An 18,695-nucleotide genomic window follows, 5' to 3' on the forward strand; every position below is an offset into this window, starting at 1 on the left:
TCACATCGCTAAAGTAGTTTATTAACAAGCTCACTTGTTTCATAGAGGAAGTCTGATACTCTGTCAAAGTCTTTTTGAATCAGGCAAAGGTAAAGCAAGTCAGTATAAAACATCTGCGAAAGTTTCGAACTCACCGCACCGATTCGCAGCCGTTTTTCATCGCTTGGTACGGCAAGCAGGATATCCGCCATCTGGGCCAGTGAATTATTATTTTTCTGCGTGATGGCAACCAGTTTGGCTCCCTTTTCTTTGGCTTTTTCAGCAGAGAGGAGGATTTCCTTTGTTTCTCCGCTGTAAGAAATAGCGATTGCCAGATCATCCGCAGTCATTCCCACTGAAAATTCCAGGTTCATGTGGGGATCCAGGTGGTAGACGCAGGGAATGTTTACCCGGTTCAGCTTATGCTCCAGGTCATACGCAGGCAGCGACGAGGCGTTAATCCCGAACAGATAAATCATTTTCGCACGATCCATAAGATCGACCGTTTGCTCGATCAGGGCAACGTCAAGCATCTGATAAACTTTTTTATTGGTCAGATCGACATAGTTAAAAAATTTATCAACGATTTGCTCCGTATTGTCTGTGTTCAGAAAGATAGGATTCAGCACTTTTTCCTTGGTTGCCGGGCTGATGTCGCGTACAATTTCCATTTTCAGCTGCTCAAGACTGTCACACTCCATCTGCCGGCAAAATCGAATGACTGCCGCAGGAGAAGTTCCGCTGCCTCTGCCGATATCAACAGCTGTCATTCTGGCGAAGGTCATCGCATCTTTGAATAGAAAGTCGGCAATTTTTTTTCCGGTTTTTGTCAGCGTATCGTATTTAATCCGAAGCCTGTCAAAAAAGTTCATATGTCCACAATCTTTCTCAGAGTTTTTTCATTGATTCGCCTTGTCAATAAAAGACAGAATGCCTGTCGCCGGCTCGTTCGGAATCATCTGGGCTGTGACTTCGATTCCATCGTTCACCAATGTTCTTAGAATCGTGATGTCCTCATCGCTCAGACTGACCGATTTCTTGATCTTGGTCTGCCCTTCCTTGTGAGACAGGTTGCCGACATTAAAAGTCGTGATTTTCAACCCGAGATCGAATGCTCTTCTTACATCTTTTATATTTCGGAAAAGCACGAGAACTTCATCATCGTCATACTTTCCGGCATTGAAATTACGAACCGCCTTCTCGACGGACAGGATTGACAGCTTGATTCCAGCCGGACGCGCCAGCTTCAGTGCGTTAATCTCCAACTCATTTTTTACCACTTTATCATTGACGACTGCGATCCGATCAACATTCAGGGAATGCGTCCAGACGGTTGCCACTTGTCCGTGAATTAAGCGCTCATCTACTCTAATATGTTTAATCGTCAATTGACTTCGCTCCTATTTTTAGAACAGACTTACGATCGTTCCAATATTGCCAAGCAATAGGCCCAGCGCGAGAAGAATGAACAGCAGCCTTGTCGATGTCATCTTCTTTTTGCCAAGCAGCCAGTACGAGAAGAGTACGATGGCGATGGGTATAATACCTGGTATGATCTGATCAAGAAGTGCCTGAATGTCAAGCTTGACTTTGCCGATTGTGAAAGCAAGCGGCAGAACAGGCTTGATAACGGCGGGAATCAGCGCTCCGATGACTGTTAGCCCAAGTATCGCTGCGGCTTCAGTCAGATTTTTCAATTGGTTACCGAATTCTGTTGTCAGTCTTTGACCCTGATTATACCCTATAAATGTGAATTTGTAGCGCAGGTAAACAATGCATGCGCCAGCGATTAGCGGGATCAGCAAGCCTACCGCCTGGCCTTGTAGCGCAAGATAAGCGGCAATCGAGAAAATAAGTGTTCGGTAAATGGCGACAAACAGCGTATCGCCGACTCCAGCGAATGGTCCCATCAGCCCGGTTTTAAGGCCGGTAACCGCGTCCGGGTCGGAACCCTTTAGTTTTTCCTCCAGAGCAGTGTTCGCGCCGACAATCAGGTGAGACATTGCAGGTGTTGTATTAAAAAAGCCGAGGTGCTGCTGCAACGCTCGCTTCATCTCTTCATCGTTATTTTTGTACAATTTTTTTAAAATCGGCATGATCACGTAACAATAGCCGAGACCTTGCATTTTTTCATAATTCCAGCCGAGCTGCAGACCAAATAGGTTACGGCGCGCCACTTGATTGAGATCTTTTTTCGTAATGACAGATTCAATTTTCTTCTCTTCAGTCATCAATTTCTACCTCCCCGTCGTCATCATTATTGCTGGCCTGCGGAGCGGGTGCACCATTGGCCGTAGTCGGTTTGAATTCACGTTTGAACAGCATGTAGACTGCGGCAAGCGCCAGTCCGATCAGGGCAACAGACATCATCGTCGTTGTCGTACCGCCGATCGCCATCATAACAAAGCCAATAATAAAGAAGGGGAAGAACTTTTTCAGTGGCAGGTATCTCATCAGGATCGCAATACCTAGTGCAGGAAGAATTGCGCCAGCAGTCTTCAGGCCGAGCATCAGCCACGCGGGCATGTACTGGTTGATCACATTGACGACGCTGTTGCCAAACAGCAAGCCGATGAAGACGGGAATCATACGACTCAGCGTCCATGGCAGAATACCAAGGAGATTTGCCCGCTCAACGCCTTTGTAATTGCCAAGTTTCGCATGACGGTCAGCCCTGTGCTGGAAGAATAGATTGCTCATTCTGGCCAGCACATCCAGCTGTGTGAGCAGAAGTCCTATCGGAACAGCAAGGCCGATCCCGTACTGGGCGCCCTTTGCCGAAAGGATGGCGTAAGCTGTCCCGATTATTGAGCCAGACAGATAATCGGGAACAGAGGCGCCACCGTAAGTCGCGACGCCGAGGATCATCAGCTGCAATGTCCCGCCAACCAGGAGTCCCGTTGTAACGTTCCCCATCAGCAGACCGGTAACCATTCCGCCGAACAACGGCGAGTAGAATCCGAACTGAGCGGACAACGCGTCAAGCTGAGCAAGACCTACATAAATCGTTAAGACAATAATAAGGCCTATCGACAATGTCATTTAAATTCCTCCTCATTCATCGTACTCATCTTCTGTCGTTTCACTATTGCTTTTAAAGCTGATTTGATGAATTGAATCTTTCCCTATAGAAACTAAATATTCCGTCAAATCGCGTAAGCTTTTGTGACCTGCTACAGATGCTTCAACAACAATCGCCAGATTCAAGCCCGTCATTACAGCGATACCGTCGCTGCTCTGAGCCAGGACCGATGCAACATTGCAGGGCGTTCCACCGGGCAGATCTGCAATGATCAACACACCTTCTCTATTTGAAAAACGTTCGAGTGCCTGTTCCATCTTTTCTTTTAACCCTGATGAACCATCATCCATTGTCATACATACGGCTTGAATGTTTTCTATCTCTCCAATAATCATTTCTGCAGATGCCAAGACTTCTTTTGCAAAATTTCCGTGCGAAACCAGAATAATTCCCACCGGCAAGCAATCACCTCCTTTACAGATTAATGTAAATTATCTAACTTGTTTTTATTTTAGATTAATTGAAATATTATTTCAATAATATTTTTATAATTAATTTATGATGAAATATATTTTTAAATGATTGGGTAATGTAATTTTTTTAGCAGAACATGCTTTTGCGGGTTTCCATCGGTATTGTCAGAAATCTTTTGAGAGAAATGTATTCTAGAGCTGCCCGGTTTAAACTTTATCCTCGATCCCATTTAATCATTTCACTCTTCTTCTAATCTTTGGTGGACATGCATAAGTTGTTTTTATGGACAGGGAGGAGGAATGATCGTGGCCGCGGATCTGATCAGCCAGGTTTTCGCATTATTCATAATGGCGCTGGCTCTTGGCATGGACGCTTTTTCTGTATGTATGGGGATGGGGATGAGTGCTTTGCGGCTGCATCAGGCAGCGAAAATTGGAATGTGGATCGGGCTTTTTCATATGCTGATGCCCTTGTCCGGCATCGTTCTGGGGCACCTTCTTTCGCACCGGTTCGGGGAAATAGCAGGACTGGCTGGCGGACTGCTCCTTGTTCTGATTGGGACACAGATGATTCTATCTTTAGCCAGGCAGGATTATGAGAAAAAAGATCTGGCCTATGCATCGGATACCGGTGTGATGCTGTTTTCGTTAAGTGTCAGCATTGACAGCTTTTCCGTCGGACTGGGGATGGGATTATTCGGCACGCGCGTTCTGGCGGCAATATTGATTTTTGGACTGATCAGTATGCTGATGGCCTGGGCCGGATTTTACATTGGTCACCGAACCCAACGATATTTCGGCCGTTATGGTGAGGTACTAGGCGGTATTATCATGCTCTTCTTCGGGCTAAAACTGATTTTCCACATTCCCTTGTAAGGGAAGCATGATGATCGTCATTTTTATTACATCTAGTTGTCTATACATATATACAATAAAATGATAAACTAAGAGGAGGGAGTGATTATCGATGATGAAAAAAGTTACCGGGTGTTCTATTTATTCAGACCATGAATGGATTAATAACGGCAGCCTGGCCTTTGAAAACGGAAAAATTGTAACAGTCGGCCAAGCGCTGGATCAAAGTTCAAATGAAATGATCCATTTTCCAGAGAAGTACAAGTGCATACCCGGAATGATCGATATGCATATTCACGGAGCAAACGGCGCGGATACAATGGACGCGACGCCGGAAGCACTGAGCACGATTGCGTCTGCTCTTCCGAAAGAAGCGACCACTTCATTTCTTGCGACAACGATCACACAGTCGGAAGAAGCCATCGAAGCGGCCTTGAAAAATGCGGAAGAAGTCATTGGAAAGCAAAAACCAGGAGAAGCAGAAATTGTAGGCGTTCACCTGGAAGGACCATTTATCAGCAAAGACAAAGCGGGAGCGCAGCCACTGGAATATATTTCAGTGGCTGACATTCACCGGTTCGACGAATGGCAGAAGCTGAGCGGCGGGCACATTAAAGAAGTAACACTGGCTCCTGAAATAGAAGGAGGGCTGCCTCTGATCCGGCATCTCGCGGATCAGAACGTTGTGGCTTCTATTGGGCACAGTAATGGCACCGGCGAGGATGTCATCCGTGCTGTTGACGCCGGCGCTACCCAGGTGACACATGTCTATAACGGTATGAGGGGCATGCACCATAGGGAACCCGGCATACTTGGCGGCGCACTTCTGCATCATGAGCTTTACAATGAACTAATCTGTGACGGCATACACGTATGCCAGGGTATGGTCAACCTCGCCTATAAGCTGAAAGGCAGTGACCGCATGATTCTGATTACGGATGCCATGCGCGCCAAATGTCTGAAGAACGGAACGTATGACCTTGGCGGACAAGAAGTGCTCGTAAAAGACGGGTTGGCTGTTCTTGCTTCCGGAACGATTGCCGGCAGTGTGCTGAAAATGGACCAGGCGATCAGAAATATACTTGATTTTACCGATGCGACACTCGAAGATATTGTCCAAATGGGCGCCGTCAATCCAGCGCGTCAGTGCGGTATCTTTGACAGAAAAGGGTCGCTTGAAGCCGGCAAAGATGCCGATTTCATTATTCTTGATGAAGAGGATCAGTTGGTTATGACTGTGTGCAGGGGGATTATCGCTTATCAAAGGGGAGGCAGCCAGCAGCCATGAAAATCATACCTGTGACCGATAAAAACGTAATGAGCCGCCGCGCAGCTGAGATGATAAGTACGCTCGTCAGGGAAAAACCCGACGCGGTTCTTGGGCTGGCAACGGGTGGGACACCGGAGGAAACCTATCGCAGACTTGCGGACGACTACCGAAACAATCATACCACCTACCAGAAGATACGGACGGTTAACCTGGATGAGTATGTCGGACTTTCTAAAGAAGACCCAAACAGTTATCATAAGTACATGGAAAATCACTTCTATAAATTTGTTGATATTCCGGCGGATCAGCACTTTCTTCCGGATGGCAACGCGGTCTCGCTTGATCAAGAATGCGGGGATTATGACCGGATGATCGAGCGTTTGGGCGGGGTTGACCTCCAGCTTCTCGGGATCGGGCGCAATGGCCATATCGGTTTTAATGAACCGGGTACATCGCTTAACATCGGGACACATGTGGTTACCCTGACTGACTCAACCCGCTTGGCCAACGCGAGGTTCTTTGGCTCAATGGATGCCGTTCCAGTACAGGCTGTGACTATGGGCATTGGCACGATCATGAAAAGCAAATCAATATTGCTGCTCGTGTCGGGGAAAAGCAAAGCTGAAGCCATGAACAGGCTTCTGGAGAGTAAAACTCCCGATCCTGATTTTCCAGCTTCTGTTCTTGTCAGCCATCCGGATGTGACGGTCATCGCTGATGCTGAAGCTCTTTTCCTCACAAATAAGAAGGTAGGTAAATTTTGAATGATTGATCGTCAGTCGCCCGTCCCCGTTTACTTTCAGATCGAACAATATATTGAGCATCTGATTGAGGCGGAAGATCTTAAAGAAGGGGACAGAATTCCTTCTGAGAAAGAATTTACCGAACAATTTCAAGTGTCGAGAATGACCATCAGACAGGCCGTGATGGATCTGGTCAGTCAGGGCATTCTGATCCGCCTGAAAGGTAAGGGGACCTTTGTTTCCGAACGAAAAAAAATTGAGAAACCGCTGACAGGTCTTAATGGTTTTACTCAGGAAATGGAAAGCCGCGGGCTGAAGCCGGACAGCAGGTTGCTGGATTTCAAATTGTCGGTGCCGTCAAAAAAGATCGCCGCGAAACTCGCTCTGGACGTCGGGCAGAACATCTTTGAAATTAAAAGGACGCGGCTGGCCGATGGATTACCGATGGCTATTGAAACCTCCTTCATACCATCCGGACTTGTACCGGAACTCACCGCTGAGAAAGCAAATCAGTCCTTGTATGACTACATTGAAAAAGAATGCGGTTTGGTCATAGACCACGCCGAGCAAACGCTTGAAGCTTCGATTGTGACAGCTCGGGAAGCAAAACTTCTCGAAGTTCCGAAGGTTTCGCCTGTCCTGCTTATTGAACGTGTGTCCTATTTGAAGAGCGGAGAACCTTTTGAATTCACAAAATCACTTTATCGTGCAGATCGCTATAAATTTATTATTCGCCTCCCTAATGCATGAGATTTAAAAAAAATGCTTCTTCCGACAAAAATTTCCCGGGGAATGGTCGATAATACCCGTTTCAGGGTAACCTGTTATAATGAAAATGGTTGAGAACAGGGAAGGGCGCAAATAAAAAAATGGAATTGAATCAGCAGATTATAGATGAAGTCAGTCGCGCAGTGGGAGATCTTGAAAAAGCGATGCCATTTGATTCGCGGCACTTGCTCGTTGTTGGATGCAGCACCAGCGAAGTCGGTGGCAATCGGATCGGCACATCCGGATCAATGGATGTGGCCGCGTCCATTTATGAGGCTCTGAAAAGAATTCATGAGCGGACTGGAGTCCGTTTCGCTTTTCAGTGCTGCGAACATTTGAACCGGGCACTTGTTCTAGACAGGGACGTCGCTGATCATAAAAGATACGATCCGGTCACGGTCCGACCAATTCGGCATGCGGGCGGGTCAATGGCTACCTACGCTTATGAGCAATTAACCGATCCTGTGGTTGTTGAATACATCAAGGCGGACGGCGGTATCGACATCGGAGACACGCTAATCGGCATGCACCTGAAACCGGTCGCAGTTCCGGTCCGCAGTGACGTAAAACGGATCGGAAGCGCCCATCTTGTGATGGCCAGAACCCGTCCGAAACTCATTGGCGGAGAGCGAGCCGTCTACACTGAAAAAGAAACCTCGGGAACGATCTAAGGAAAAGGGCCACTGCATGATTGAGAAATCAACCATGCGGCGGCCCTTGGTTTTTTATAGCAAATCATTTTTTCTAATCATTTCGCCTTCCCAGGTAAGACGAACAATTTTAAATTCATGCCGTTTGGCTTTTGTTTTAAACATCGCACAGAATGAAATATAGTCATCATGAGGCTCAATGGCATACAACCGCACATAGGTCATTCGGGTGCGTATTTTTCTGAAATAGTTTTCTGCGATTTGAGTCAATTCCTTCTGCGTTTTCATTTATTTATTTTAAAAAATCAGCTTCAGGAAAACACTGGTAAATGAAACCAAACTCGCACTAGTAAAGGAATGGAAACGATTTCTTGAATTTACTCCGTGCTAATAATTAAAGACAATCATATCCCAATATTCGAGCGAGGGAACATTCAGGTGTACAGCGCTCCCTTTCTGTTGAAAGGGCAGGCTGACCGGTATTCCATTCTTATAATCAGGTGAAACCAGCCAGATTTTTTTGACGGGCTTTTTTTCGGTCACTGTAAAATTGAGATCCCGCCGGGTGGCTGGCTTCGTCTGAGTACCGTCCGTGTCCCGCCAGTTCATCGAATGCGCATCGAGAAAATTGATCAGATGTAGGATTTTCTGGTTGCCCACCTGTTTGGCAAAAGTCCAGATATGCCCCTGCTGTGGATCCGCCGACAGGGGCAGCAGCTCCTCGGAGTGCACATCAATCGGTTCATTTTTCGCTCCATCCCTGAGCAGATTTTCGTAAGCGGTCAGAAAATCATAATAATGCGTGATCCGGTTCTGCAAATCCGAAGACATCGCCAGGTGGGAGAAGGGAAAGTACTCCTTCGACAGCATGTGTTCGCCGAGCTCGATGTGGTCACCGCCGGAAGCGAAAATGACACTGTCTGTCAGCAGCACGCCCGGTGTGTTAAATGTCCCGGTGCCGTCCGATTTTCTATAATCCATATAAGCGGCGAGTACCGAACTTTTCCTGCCGCCGGAGTAATTGCTGTTTGCATCGATGATTTTCCGGAGATCTCCATATGAAGGGGTCTGATCCCAAACTTCACTGTATAAAAAGTTAACGTCTGCGGATGCAATATCCTGCTGGCCGAATTGTCCGACCGCATTCATGACAAGATCTTTGTCTGGCATCTGGCTCCGGATCTGATTTAGAAACCCGGAAAAACTGTTCTGCAGTGGCACAACGTGGCCGTTTTCATCATAAACAGTCCCGCGATCACCGAGTTGGTCGACATGCCAGCCATCAAAAGGCAGGAACTGATAAACTGTTTTCTGCTGTCTGATCAAATAATTCTGCCAGCCGGGATTGGCCGGATTCATTAAATAGATATCGCTTTTCCAGCCGGCCGGCAGCGGATTGACATCGACCTGATTGTGATTCGGGTCTTTAAAAAGGAACCAGCCTCGCTGCGTGCCGTCCTGTTCCGAGTTGGCCAGAGCGCCGTATAGCAGGTTGTAGGACATGGCTTTCATGCCGCGCGCGTGCGCCGCGTCAATATAAGAGCGGACGGTCCAGCGGTCCACCGATCTGCCCGCGATGTCAGTCCAAGTGGATGGAATGCTTCCATTATTTACAGTTACCGGCTGATGATGCTTTTCACTCCAGTCATAAAACTGGATGCCATTGATGTGGTATCGGTTCAGCTGACCGATCGTTGACTGGATCTGCGCTTCCGTCATCGCCTGAAAATTGCTGAGAAAACCGTAGCGCGGAAATTTGCTCCAGTCGCCGGATACGTCAATACCGATCGTTTCCCGCTGCACCCGCCCCGAATCCTGCAACTTAACCACTGCGAGATAACCACTGAAATCGCGGTCCGGCGGCTGCCAGTTCCAGCTGATCTCACGTTTTCCGGCAGCAGAAACGGTCTGCTCACCAATTTTTTGGTCCAAATGATAATAAGTCACACTCAGTTGAGCGTCACGGACTCTGCTGTTCAGTGAAAAGCGGACGTTCTCGCCCGGCTTATAAGCGGCATGGTCCGTCTGCAGTCCGGAAAAAAGCGACTCGCTCACCTGGAGCTGAACGTTCTGCCGGGGGGCCTGTCCTGGCCGTAAAACCAGATAGATGATCAGTGCCAGCACGAGAACGGCAGCTATCAGTACTTTCTTTGAAGCTCGCTTCATCGTCCGATCACATCCTTTTCGAATCCCTGTCTGTCCACACAGCTATTAGATTTTGAAACCGAAATCCGGTTTATGCGTGATCCTCATATTCGCATGGCTTTTCAAATTTCCGCATGATTCCAGGAATGATACGCCATTCTCCGCCCGGGGCACATCCCGCCGGACGGTCTTGTAAAAAAGATTACCTGATAAATACTTTGGATTGCAATCCTGCAGGTATTTTTACATCGAGTTCTTTTGTCGTACCATCGTAATAATAGCCTAGATCCTGCCCACCCAGTTGCTCGAGGCTGTCCGTTTGATCAAAGGCCTGATAGCCGGTGCGTACCATCGACGGCCGATCCACGTTGTGCAGCTTCAGTGTATAGGACTGAATCGCAGACGCATAATTGCTCACTTGTTTGTCCTGACTGAAAACAATGCGTCCGCCTCTTTTTTCAACCTGGAAGTTGGTCAGGTTATAAGCGCCACGCTCATGATCCAGTGAATGACCGTCATCTTCATAAAAACTGAAAGACGCCTGGGAATTCAGATAAGTGTCGAGAATCAGATTTTTCAAAGGCTTTTCTCCGGTATATTGTTGGACATCACGTGACGGGATGATTGAATCCTTTTTCACAAAAATGGGCATCGAATCCAGCGGCACATTAACGGTGATCGTCTGTCCGCCCTGGTATTCCTTCTGACTGTCGAAATCAACCCATGTTTCGCCTTTTGGCAGATAGACGCTGCGTGATGTTTTTCCTTGTTCAACAATCGGTGCGACCATCATCGAATCCCCGAATAGGAACTGGTCACTGATATTGTAAGTCTTCCGGTCATGCTGATACTGGAAAACAAGCGGCTGCTGCACGGGACGGCCGGTTTCCGCGGCGTTGTGAAACGCGTTGTACAGATAAGGAAGCAGCTGATAACGAAGGTTGATATACTTTTTGCTGATTTTTTCAACATCGCTGCCGAACGACCATGGTTCCTGCGTGTAACTCTTATCGCTTGTCCCGTCATAATGAATGCGCGAGTAGGGTAGGAATGAGCCAAGTTCGATCCAGCGCGCAAACAGCTCCGGAGTCGCTTCATTTCCGAATCCTCCGATATCGTTGCCAACAAAGGCGGCGCCGGAGAGGCCCAAATTCATATTCATCGGAAGGGACATCTGTAGATGCTCCCAGTCACTCAAGCTGTCACCGGTCCAAACCGCGGCGTAACGCTGAGTGCCGGCGAACATGTCGCGAGAAAGGATGAACGGCCGTTCATCCTGCCGTGTTTTCTGCCACGCCTGATAGGTGGCCTCGTCTTCGAGGTGTCCGTACAGATTGTGAAACTCGGACGACAGAATTTTATTCCCGTTGTCGTCTGTTCCATATGCATCAAGCGGAAGTGTATGGTTGAATCCCTGAGCATCGTTAAAAACGGCCGGCTCATTCATATCGTTCCAGATGCCGTCGGCGCCCGATCCAAGCAATGAGTCGGCAACGTGTCCTGCCCACCAGTCACGCACCGTGCTCCGCAGAAAATCGGGGAAGACGGAATCCTTCGGCCAGACCGGTCCGACATAAGGCTTACCGTCAGCTTTTTTCACCCAGTAATCCTTGGCCGTTCCATCCTGATAAATCGAATACTGATCATCTGCTTTCACGCCCGGATCGTTGATCGCTACAGCATGGAGGCCGCCCATCTGTTTGAGTTTGTCCAGCGCTTTTTTATAGTCATCCTTCCAGGTGAACACCCGAAAGCCATTCATATAGTCGATGTCAAAATGGAGTGCGTCGAGCGGGATTTGCTTATCGCGGTATGTCTGCGCTACCTGAGTTAGTTGATCCGGAGTATAACCCCAGCTGCTCTGGTGCAGGCCAAGCGCCCACTCCGGCGGCAGGTTGATCCGTCCCGTGAGTTCCGTGTACTGATCGATGACATGCGATATATCGGGTCCATTCATAAAATAATAAGTCAGCGGCCCGCCATTCGCGTAAAAATAGTAATAGTCATCGGACTCTTTCTCCATGTTGTAATAGGAACGGTATGAGTTGTCGAACAGGATGCCATATGCATTCCCTTTTTTCAGTCCGATGAAAAAAGGAATCGTCGTATAGACATATTTTGTGTCGTTGGTATAGCCATAGGCATCCGTATTCCACATGCCCATCGCGGTGCCCCGCTTGTTCAGTGTGCTGCCTGTCTGTTCGCCGAAGCCGTAAAAATTTTCGCTTTTATCGGTTTTTTTGAAAACATAAGGTTTTCCATTTTCATAGCCCGAAGAAGCCCCGTTTTTCAGGTAATCTTCGCTAATCACGTGTCCGCTTTGATCAAGAACTTTGATCGCGAACGGTTTCTTTTTGAGCATAATCGTCAGTTTATCTGTCTTGACGACGACTTGATTCCTTTGGTCGCGGATCGCAAAAGCCGGCGTTTGCCAGTCTTTCTTTTGTATAGCTGGTGAATCTTTTTCTTCAGATCCGTCAGGAAGGACGGAAAACTTGAAAAGATCCGGCGAAAGAAGGTGGAGGGTACTTTGATAATCCCCAAGATCCAGCTGGACACCATCTGAAATCTGACGGACATTCTGAACCGAAAGCTTTTGCAACTGCTGCAGGTTCAGCGGTGTATCCGCTTCAGGCTGCGTTGTCGCGGCTGCGTGCGGCAGCGCCAGCGTAAACATCAGGACAAATGCAAGGACAAGGGCGACTATTAATTTGAACCTTGATAAATAGTGGGACACGAGAATGCTCCTCTCATTTTTGAAGCGGGGGAAAAGATGTTTACCCCGGTCTATGTACCGCATGAGCGGCATGTTTCCATTATTTGGAAAAGTATTCAATTGTTGAAAAAATCAGACAATGTGTAAAAAGGTCCGGCACAGCCTGTACGCTAAAAGTGTTCCGGCTCAGGCAAACCGTTGCCAGATCTCTTTTCATAGGCTGGGATCAGATCGGGAGGATGCGCATCGAATGACGATTGATTCCAAACCAAATGTATAAGACCTTCAGCAGGGATTCAACTAGAAAAATATGCCTGTAAGACCCTTAACCATGAGCTTGAAAAAGGCTGATATGATTACGGGGTGGGGATGAAAGCGATATACCTGGTTGCGGACGCGTGCCCTGAATTTTCGAAAAAATCATTCTAAAGACCCCTGACTTCCGTGGTCGGACGCTGTCGCCGCTTTTTTTCCCGGCTCTTTTTAATATTCCTCAATAATCCTGTCATCTCTGTCTTCTTTTTTTAGTATGTCCGTAATAATGTAAAACGGATTTCATATTATTCTGGAAAAAATTGTTTGTCCGTACCTGAAGTTTCCATATGATCCGTACTATGCCCTGCCTAAAAGATGCACGGTGGAATATAAGTGTGTCTGACGTCGGAAGTCCTCAGAACTATCAAACGTAAACGGCAGAGACCCATCCCTCAGTCTGATTTAATTCACTCTTACCGGACAAAATATGATAAACTTTAGATTGAATCAGACATCAGAGGTTGAGAGGAGTTGCACGCCATCCATGAGCGGAATTGAAGCACAGGATCCGGAAGTTTTCAATGCAATTGAAAAGGAACTTGGGAGACAGAGGAAGAAAATCGAACTGATCGCGTCGGAAAATTTCGTAAGCGAGGCGGTTCTTGAAGCGGCGGGCTCTGTCCTGACGAATAAATACGCAGAGGGCTATCCAGGGCATCGCTATTACGGCGGCTGCGAATATGTCGATATCGTCGAAGATCTGGCGAGAAACAGGGCACTAAAGCTTTTCGGTGCGGATCATGTGAATGTCCAGCCGCACTCAGGCGCGCAAGCGAACATGGCCGTATACGACGCGGTACTCGAACCTGGAGATACCGTGCTCGGCATGCGCCTTGCGCACGGCGGTCATCTGTCGCACGGCAGCCAGGTGAACTTCAGTGGCCAGCTCTATCATTTTGTGGATTACGGTGTGACCCAAGAGACGCAGCGCATTGACTATGACGAAGTCAGAAGCCAGGCGCTGAAATATAAACCGAAACTGATCGTTGCAGGTGCAAGTGCTTACCCGCGCATTATTGATTTTAAAAAATTCCGCGAGATTGCTGATGAGGTCGGTGCCATGCTGATGGTCGACATGGCACATATTGCCGGGCTCATCGCGACCGGACTGCATCCGAGCCCAATCCCGTACGCCGATTTTGTGACGACAACAACTCACAAAACACTCAGGGGACCGCGCGGCGGCATGATTTTTTGCAAAGAAGAATATGCCAAGAAGATCGATAAAGCGATTTTCCCGGGCATCCAGGGTGGCCCGCTGATGCATATCATCGCAGCGAAGGCCGTAGCGTTCGGCGAGGCCCTTCAGCCTTCTTTTAAAAAATATTCCGAACAGATCGTTGCCAATGCCAAAGCGTTTGCCGCGGCCCTGCAGGAGAACGGGCTGAACCTCGTTTCCGGCGGGACGGACAATCACCTGCTGCTGGTCGATGTACGAAATCTGGGTATAACCGGCAAGAAGGCCGAAGCCGTCCTTGACAGCATCGGCATCACAACGAACAAGAACGCGATTCCTTATGATCCGGAAAAACCATTCGTGACCAGCGGTATTCGCATGGGTACACCGGCTGTGACCACACGCGGCTTCAAGGAAGACGACATGAAGGAAGTGGCGTCAATCATTGCAACGGCGCTGAAGAATCCGGAGGCCGAGGCGGTACTGTCCGCGCAGGCACAGCGTGTCGACGCGCTGACGGAAAAATATCCGCTCTATGCCACTGGAACGGGTGCTTTCGCCTGATTGATCCATATTTATAGAAGAAAACCGTCTCGATTCTTTACGAGAAGGTTGAAATATTTCAGAGAAAAAGAATTTTTTGTTCAGAAATTGGAGGCAGGAACCATGGGAAAGCTGGTTGTATTGGATCATCCGTTGATTCAGCACAAACTGACAATGATCCGCGATCACAGGACAGGCACGAAAGCGTTTCGGGAGCTTGTCGATGAGGTTGCCACGTTGATGGCGTTTGAAATCACACGCGACCTTCCGCTTGAAGAAACAGAAGTAGAAACCCCGGTTGCCAAGGCAAAGGCCTACCGCATCGCTGGGAAAAAACTCGGCATCGTGCCGGTACTCCGCGCCGGTCTTGGTATGGTTGACGGTGTGCTGAATCTCATTCCGGCAGCAAAAGTCGGCCATGTCGGGCTCTTCCGCGATCCGGAAACGCTGAAACCGGTGGAATACTATTTCAAAATGCCGCCTGACATTTCCGAACGTGACCTGATCATTGTCGATCCGATGCTCGCGACTGGCGGTACTGCGGCGGAAACAATCACTCTCCTGAAAAAACGCGGGGCACATAACATCAAACTGATGTGTTTGATTGGTGCGCCTGAAGGTGTCAAAGCGGTTCAGACCGCGCATCCAGACGTCGACATTTATTTGGCGGCGCTGGATGACCACCTGAACGAGCACGGCTATATCGTCCCGGGTCTCGGCGACGCCGGCGACAGGCTGTTCGGAACAAAATGAAATGGATGGATGGCAAACGGGCTTTCGGTGAAAACTATTTTCACAGAAAGCCTGCTTTTTTCGACTTTATTTTCTTTGTTGGTGATTTGTCACAATTTAAAGGTGACGAATGGAGAAAAAGTGATTAGAATTCTAAGTGTAAGGGAACGAAGAAAAAGTGACATCGCACAACATAAAGCCTTACATGAGTATGTGACGCATTTCACAATATGTGACAAATTGTTGACATTACGACAGCGCTTTCGTAAAATTAAGTAGCAATGTGCTTTTTTAATGAAAGGCGCAGGTGCTTTTTCCAGACAACCGGTTTGGAGCACTGGATACTTGTCAATTGTTTGTTGAAATTGTGTCGTGTCCCGGATCTGCGGCCTTGCATTCGAAAGACATAGTGGAGAAGAAAGTTTCTCGGAGCTTTCTAGAAGCTGAAGGATCCGGACAGACTGAAGATTGGAAACAGGTATCGGGGGTCTCGCATGAGCGGAAAAAAGAATGTCAACCCGCTTCAGATGGCGGCCATGGTCAGTGCCATGGGATTTGAGATTTTTTCGTTTATCCTTATTGGTGCCCTCGCGGGAAAGTATCTGGACGGGCGTTTTGCTCCGTCACATCTCTGGCTGCCGCTGTGCGCGGTCGCCGGTTTTCTGTTCGGTCTTGTTAGTTGCTACTACACTCTGAAATCTTTTACGAAGGACTGATCTGCGATGAAACAATTGATCGCATGGTCTTCCCGCATGATTTTAATCGTTTCGGCGATTTACGTGTCCACTTTCGGGTTAATCTGGTTTTTCAGACCGGCGAGGGCGCTTGCAAGCGGTGCCCTCCTCGGCGGATTAATCAGTTTATATAATATTTTTCATCTGGCATTACGATTGAGGATAGCCGGGCTCCGGGCCCGTTCGGGATTGAGACCTGCGGGTTTACATAGTATCATACGTATTCTGACAGTGGTCTTCGGTACACTGCTTGTGTATCGGTTCAGGGCCCGTATCGACTATCATTCGTTTGTGCTGTCTCTGCTTTTTGGTTACCTTTTGCTTGTGCCGGTGATCAGTTTTTATTATTTAAGAAAGGGAAGCACAAAGTCTTCGGATGAAGGGAGGGACACTCTTGGATCTGACTCCGAAAGTGAAGTTTCTCGGAATGACGTTTGATGTCACAATGATGATCGGCACGGTTGTTTCCGCGCTGATCGTGATGCTGATTGTGTTTCTGATGACGCGCAAATTGACCATGCGGCCGTCGGGGAAACAGAATCTGATGGAATACCTCATTGATTTCATCAGCGGAATTACCGGGACGATGCTGGAGAAGAAGCAGGCATCAAGATATCTGAGCTTTGCGCTGACAACTTTTCTTTTCATACTTGTTGCCAACCTGCTTGGTGTCGCGGTCATGGTGACGGCTTCGGCCCATGGCCCGATACCTGCGCTGGGCATTACGGCGCAAGGCTTGGAAAAGGCCAAAAATTCACTCAGCTGGTTCAAATCGCCGACGTCCGACTTGAACGTCACTGTGGCGATGGCGGGAGCGATTTTCATCTACTCGCATTTCGCCGGAATCAAAAAAAGCCCGCTTAATTATTTAAAGGGCTACGTCAGGCCTTACTGGTGGATGCTTCCGATTCACCTGATTGACGAACTGTCCAAACCGGCCACGCATGCACTCCGGCTTTGGGCTAACATTTTCGCAGGCGAAGTGCTGATCCTGATTCTACGCGAGGCACCGTTTTATTTTACGGGTGTGCCGCTGTTCGCGTGGATGGGTTTTTCAGTATTTGTCGGCTGCATCCAGGCCTATATTTTTACGGTACTGGCAATGGTTTATATTTCGCAGAAGGTGGCAGGCGAGTGATTGTACAATGACAATCGGCTGCCCGGTTTCACGTGTGTTTACCAAAATATAGACATACTAGGAGGAATCTTTTTATGAGTTTCGCAGTTCTAGCTGGTGGTATTATGATCGCGTTTGGCGCTCTTGGAGCAGGTATTGGCAACGGCTTATTGTTCAGCCATTATTTGGACGGCATTGCTCGTCAGCCGGAAGCTCAGGGTAACCTGTTCGGACAATCCATGATCGGACTTGGTTTGATTGAAGCGATGCCTGTCATTTCGATCGCATTCGGTATTCTGGTACTCTTTGGTATTATCTGATCCGCGAGATTGGCGGATGTTCGGAGAAGCGCAATGCATTCCCGCTTCCGGGCACAATCCGGAAAATCAAGTAAATTTTTAGATTGAAAGGAGTGGCAAATGTGTCTTTTTCTCTGGGAAGTATTATCTTCCAGTTAGTCGTCATGCTCCTGCTGATGATCTTCGTGGCATGGGTCGGCGTCCGGCCTGTTCTGGGAATTATGGACAAGCGTAATAAATACATTAACGGTCAGATCGACAGCGCTGAGAAGACCCGCACTGATGCCGAGGCATACTTGGCTCAGCAGAAAGCCGAGCTCGAGAAAGTCCGCGAAGAATCACGCGGAATTATCGAACAGGCTAAGAGTCAGGCGGCTGCAGAAGCGAAAAGCATTAAAGATGCTGCAAAGAATCAATCCGACCTGCTGGTGAAAGAAGCGCAGGAAGAAATCGGCCAGGAGAAAGAAAAAGCCATTGCCGCCATCCGCGACGAAGTGGCTGATCTCTCTGTACTGCTCGCATCGAAAATACTTGAAAAAGAAGTCAATGCTAAAGACTACTCGAAAGAAATTGATCAATTAATGAAACAGGTGGGAAGTCAGCGATGAGCGAAATTGTAGCGAACCGTTATGCGAAGGCGCTTTTTGAAGTTGCTGAAGAACGCAATGCCATTGATTCAATTGAAACTCAGCTGTCTTTGGTGACAAAGGCGCTGGATGAAAACGAGGATCTCAGCCGTGTGCTCATGCATCCGCAGGTCAGCGCTGAGAATAAAAAAGCATTGGTTGGCAAACTTTTTGAAGAAACGGCAGGTCTGGAAGTCCTGAATCTGCTGAGACTGCTCATCGACCGTAAACGCGAATCAATAATCGATGACGTGCTTGAAGCCTACACACACATGGCGGATGTCACAAGAGGCATTCTTGATGTCACTGTGACAACTGCAGTACCGCTTGATGAAGATGAAAAGCAGGATCTGGCCGAACGTCTTGGAGAAGTTCTCGGCAAACAGCTCCGTATGCATGTCAAAGTCAAGGAAGACATCATTGGGGGCATCCTGCTCCGGATCGGCGATCGTCTCTACGACGGCACGCTCGCAGGCAAACTTGCAGGCTTCAAACAGGAGATTAAAGTAGGTAAATAGGGGTGAAAATATC

At 48.1% G+C, this 18,695-nt stretch carries 20 protein-coding genes; 13 read left to right on the forward strand and 7 right to left on the reverse strand.

Annotation, left to right across the window (positions count from 1 at the left end; all coding sequences use genetic code 11):
* Positions 1 to 8: 8 nt before the first annotated feature.
* The 5 genes from E4665_RS02005 to E4665_RS02025 are packed head-to-tail and all read right to left on the reverse strand — an operon-like array spanning position 9 to position 3,456.
* Entirely contained in the window at positions 9 to 851 is an 843-nt protein-coding gene (locus tag E4665_RS02005) for a MurR/RpiR family transcriptional regulator (RefSeq protein ID WP_135347143.1), read from the reverse strand.
* A gap of 27 nt (positions 852 to 878) precedes the next feature.
* On the reverse strand, positions 879 to 1,367 hold the full coding sequence (locus E4665_RS02010) for a PTS sugar transporter subunit IIB (RefSeq protein WP_135347144.1): 489 nt from the start codon (positions 1,365 to 1,367) through the stop codon (positions 879 to 881).
* An 18-nt stretch (positions 1,368 to 1,385) separates the two neighbouring features.
* Positions 1,386 to 2,210 (reverse strand): PTS system mannose/fructose/sorbose family transporter subunit IID, encoded by an 825-nt coding sequence (locus E4665_RS02015; RefSeq protein ID WP_135347145.1) that lies wholly within the window; start codon positions 2,208 to 2,210, stop codon positions 1,386 to 1,388.
* Positions 2,203 to 3,021 carry a PTS mannose/fructose/sorbose/N-acetylgalactosamine transporter subunit IIC gene (locus tag E4665_RS02020; protein WP_135347146.1) on the reverse strand — a complete coding sequence of 273 codons (819 nt, stop codon included), beginning with the start codon at positions 3,019 to 3,021 and terminating at the stop codon, positions 2,203 to 2,205. Before E4665_RS02020 ends, E4665_RS02015 begins: the two co-directional genes overlap by 8 nt.
* Positions 3,022 to 3,033: 12 nt before the next feature.
* Entirely contained in the window at positions 3,034 to 3,456 is a 423-nt protein-coding gene (locus E4665_RS02025) for a PTS sugar transporter subunit IIA (protein ID WP_241654640.1), read from the reverse strand.
* 318 nt (positions 3,457 to 3,774) lie between these two features.
* On the opposite strand from E4665_RS02025, the gene E4665_RS02030 reads away from it, so the two are divergent.
* The 5 genes from E4665_RS02030 (at position 3,775) to E4665_RS02050 (ending at position 7,781) form a co-directional block, all read left to right on the forward strand.
* Positions 3,775 to 4,350, forward strand: coding sequence for a manganese efflux pump MntP (locus tag E4665_RS02030; RefSeq protein ID WP_174845432.1), 576 nt, complete (start codon positions 3,775 to 3,777; stop codon positions 4,348 to 4,350).
* Positions 4,351 to 4,441: 91 nt separating this feature from the next.
* On the forward strand, positions 4,442 to 5,617 hold the full coding sequence (gene nagA / locus E4665_RS02035; protein WP_135347149.1) for an N-acetylglucosamine-6-phosphate deacetylase: 1,176 nt from the start codon (positions 4,442 to 4,444) through the stop codon (positions 5,615 to 5,617).
* Complete coding sequence (gene nagB / locus E4665_RS02040) at positions 5,614 to 6,363, forward strand: glucosamine-6-phosphate deaminase (RefSeq protein ID WP_135347150.1); 750 nt, start codon at positions 5,614 to 5,616, stop codon at positions 6,361 to 6,363. The genes nagA and nagB overlap by 4 nt, the downstream gene beginning before the upstream one ends.
* Positions 6,364 to 7,092: a GntR family transcriptional regulator gene (locus E4665_RS02045; protein ID WP_135347151.1), complete on the forward strand. Its 729-nt coding sequence runs from the start codon at positions 6,364 to 6,366 to the stop codon at positions 7,090 to 7,092.
* Positions 7,093 to 7,211: 119 nt separating this feature from the next.
* Positions 7,212 to 7,781, forward strand: a complete 570-nt coding sequence (locus E4665_RS02050) for a TIGR01440 family protein (RefSeq protein WP_135347152.1) — start codon at positions 7,212 to 7,214, stop codon at positions 7,779 to 7,781.
* Between the two features lie 366 nt (positions 7,782 to 8,147).
* Here E4665_RS02050 and E4665_RS02055 read toward each other — a convergent pair whose 3' ends face one another.
* Both E4665_RS02055 and E4665_RS02060 read right to left on the reverse strand, forming a co-directional pair.
* The gene (locus E4665_RS02055; protein WP_135347153.1) at positions 8,148 to 9,926 is read right to left on the reverse strand and encodes a glycoside hydrolase family 66 protein; all 1,779 of its coding nucleotides are present in this window, start codon (positions 9,924 to 9,926) and stop codon (positions 8,148 to 8,150) included.
* A 181-nt stretch (positions 9,927 to 10,107) separates the two neighbouring features.
* Complete coding sequence (locus E4665_RS02060) at positions 10,108 to 12,642, reverse strand: glycoside hydrolase family 31 protein (RefSeq protein WP_241654617.1); 2,535 nt, start codon at positions 12,640 to 12,642, stop codon at positions 10,108 to 10,110.
* A gap of 778 nt (positions 12,643 to 13,420) precedes the next feature.
* Here E4665_RS02060 and E4665_RS02065 point away from each other — a divergent pair.
* From E4665_RS02065 to E4665_RS02100, 8 genes are all read left to right on the forward strand, one after another.
* The gene (locus E4665_RS02065; protein WP_135347155.1) at positions 13,421 to 14,677 is read left to right on the forward strand and encodes a serine hydroxymethyltransferase; all 1,257 of its coding nucleotides are present in this window, start codon (positions 13,421 to 13,423) and stop codon (positions 14,675 to 14,677) included.
* A 102-nt stretch (positions 14,678 to 14,779) separates the two neighbouring features.
* On the forward strand, positions 14,780 to 15,409 hold the full coding sequence (gene upp, locus E4665_RS02070; RefSeq protein ID WP_135347156.1) for a uracil phosphoribosyltransferase: 630 nt from the start codon (positions 14,780 to 14,782) through the stop codon (positions 15,407 to 15,409).
* A gap of 473 nt (positions 15,410 to 15,882) precedes the next feature.
* Positions 15,883 to 16,104, forward strand: coding sequence for an AtpZ/AtpI family protein (locus tag E4665_RS02075; RefSeq protein WP_135347157.1), 222 nt, complete (start codon positions 15,883 to 15,885; stop codon positions 16,102 to 16,104).
* A 6-nt stretch (positions 16,105 to 16,110) separates the two neighbouring features.
* Positions 16,111 to 16,560: an ATP synthase subunit I gene (locus tag E4665_RS02080; protein WP_135347158.1), complete on the forward strand. Its 450-nt coding sequence runs from the start codon at positions 16,111 to 16,113 to the stop codon at positions 16,558 to 16,560.
* Positions 16,517 to 17,260: a F0F1 ATP synthase subunit A gene (gene atpB / locus E4665_RS02085; protein WP_135347159.1), complete on the forward strand. Its 744-nt coding sequence runs from the start codon at positions 16,517 to 16,519 to the stop codon at positions 17,258 to 17,260. Before E4665_RS02080 ends, atpB begins: the two co-directional genes overlap by 44 nt.
* 74 nt (positions 17,261 to 17,334) lie before the next feature.
* The gene (gene atpE / locus E4665_RS02090) at positions 17,335 to 17,559 is read left to right on the forward strand and encodes a F0F1 ATP synthase subunit C (RefSeq protein ID WP_135347160.1); all 225 of its coding nucleotides are present in this window, start codon (positions 17,335 to 17,337) and stop codon (positions 17,557 to 17,559) included.
* Positions 17,560 to 17,660: 101 nt separating this feature from the next.
* Positions 17,661 to 18,146: a F0F1 ATP synthase subunit B gene (gene atpF, locus E4665_RS02095; protein WP_135347161.1), complete on the forward strand. Its 486-nt coding sequence runs from the start codon at positions 17,661 to 17,663 to the stop codon at positions 18,144 to 18,146.
* Positions 18,143 to 18,682: a F0F1 ATP synthase subunit delta gene (locus E4665_RS02100; RefSeq protein WP_135347162.1), complete on the forward strand. Its 540-nt coding sequence runs from the start codon at positions 18,143 to 18,145 to the stop codon at positions 18,680 to 18,682. Before atpF ends, E4665_RS02100 begins: the two co-directional genes overlap by 4 nt.
* The last annotated feature ends 13 nt before the right edge of the window (positions 18,683 to 18,695 follow it).

The organism is Sporolactobacillus shoreae, from assembly GCF_004684935.1.
GTDB lineage: Bacteria > Bacillota > Bacilli > Bacillales > Sporolactobacillaceae > Sporolactobacillus > Sporolactobacillus shoreae.

What these genes read in the sequence shown, in the direction of transcription:
- E4665_RS02045 (WP_135347151.1), top strand. Translation starts at nt 6,364, where the DNA reads ATGATTGATCGTCAGTCGCCCGTCCCCGTTTACTTTCAGATCGAACAA.
- E4665_RS02080 (WP_135347158.1), top strand. Translation starts at nt 16,111, where the DNA reads ATGAAACAATTGATCGCATGGTCTTCCCGCATGATTTTAATCGTTTCG.
- nagB (WP_135347150.1), top strand. Translation starts at nt 5,614, where the DNA reads ATGAAAATCATACCTGTGACCGATAAAAACGTAATGAGCCGCCGCGCA.
- E4665_RS02015 (WP_135347145.1), bottom strand. Translation starts at nt 2,210, where the DNA reads ATGACTGAAGAGAAGAAAATTGAATCTGTCATTACGAAAAAAGATCTC.
- upp (WP_135347156.1), top strand. Translation starts at nt 14,780, where the DNA reads ATGGGAAAGCTGGTTGTATTGGATCATCCGTTGATTCAGCACAAACTG.
- E4665_RS02050 (WP_135347152.1), top strand. Translation starts at nt 7,212, where the DNA reads ATGGAATTGAATCAGCAGATTATAGATGAAGTCAGTCGCGCAGTGGGA.
- E4665_RS02055 (WP_135347153.1), bottom strand. Translation starts at nt 9,926, where the DNA reads ATGAAGCGAGCTTCAAAGAAAGTACTGATAGCTGCCGTTCTCGTGCTG.
- atpE (WP_135347160.1), top strand. Translation starts at nt 17,335, where the DNA reads ATGAGTTTCGCAGTTCTAGCTGGTGGTATTATGATCGCGTTTGGCGCT.
- E4665_RS02030 (WP_174845432.1), top strand. Translation starts at nt 3,775, where the DNA reads ATGATCGTGGCCGCGGATCTGATCAGCCAGGTTTTCGCATTATTCATA.
- E4665_RS02005 (WP_135347143.1), bottom strand. Translation starts at nt 851, where the DNA reads ATGAACTTTTTTGACAGGCTTCGGATTAAATACGATACGCTGACAAAA.
- E4665_RS02075 (WP_135347157.1), top strand. Translation starts at nt 15,883, where the DNA reads ATGAGCGGAAAAAAGAATGTCAACCCGCTTCAGATGGCGGCCATGGTC.
- E4665_RS02065 (WP_135347155.1), top strand. Translation starts at nt 13,421, where the DNA reads ATGAGCGGAATTGAAGCACAGGATCCGGAAGTTTTCAATGCAATTGAA.
- E4665_RS02100 (WP_135347162.1), top strand. Translation starts at nt 18,143, where the DNA reads ATGAGCGAAATTGTAGCGAACCGTTATGCGAAGGCGCTTTTTGAAGTT.
- nagA (WP_135347149.1), top strand. Translation starts at nt 4,442, where the DNA reads ATGATGAAAAAAGTTACCGGGTGTTCTATTTATTCAGACCATGAATGG.
- E4665_RS02020 (WP_135347146.1), bottom strand. Translation starts at nt 3,021, where the DNA reads ATGACATTGTCGATAGGCCTTATTATTGTCTTAACGATTTATGTAGGT.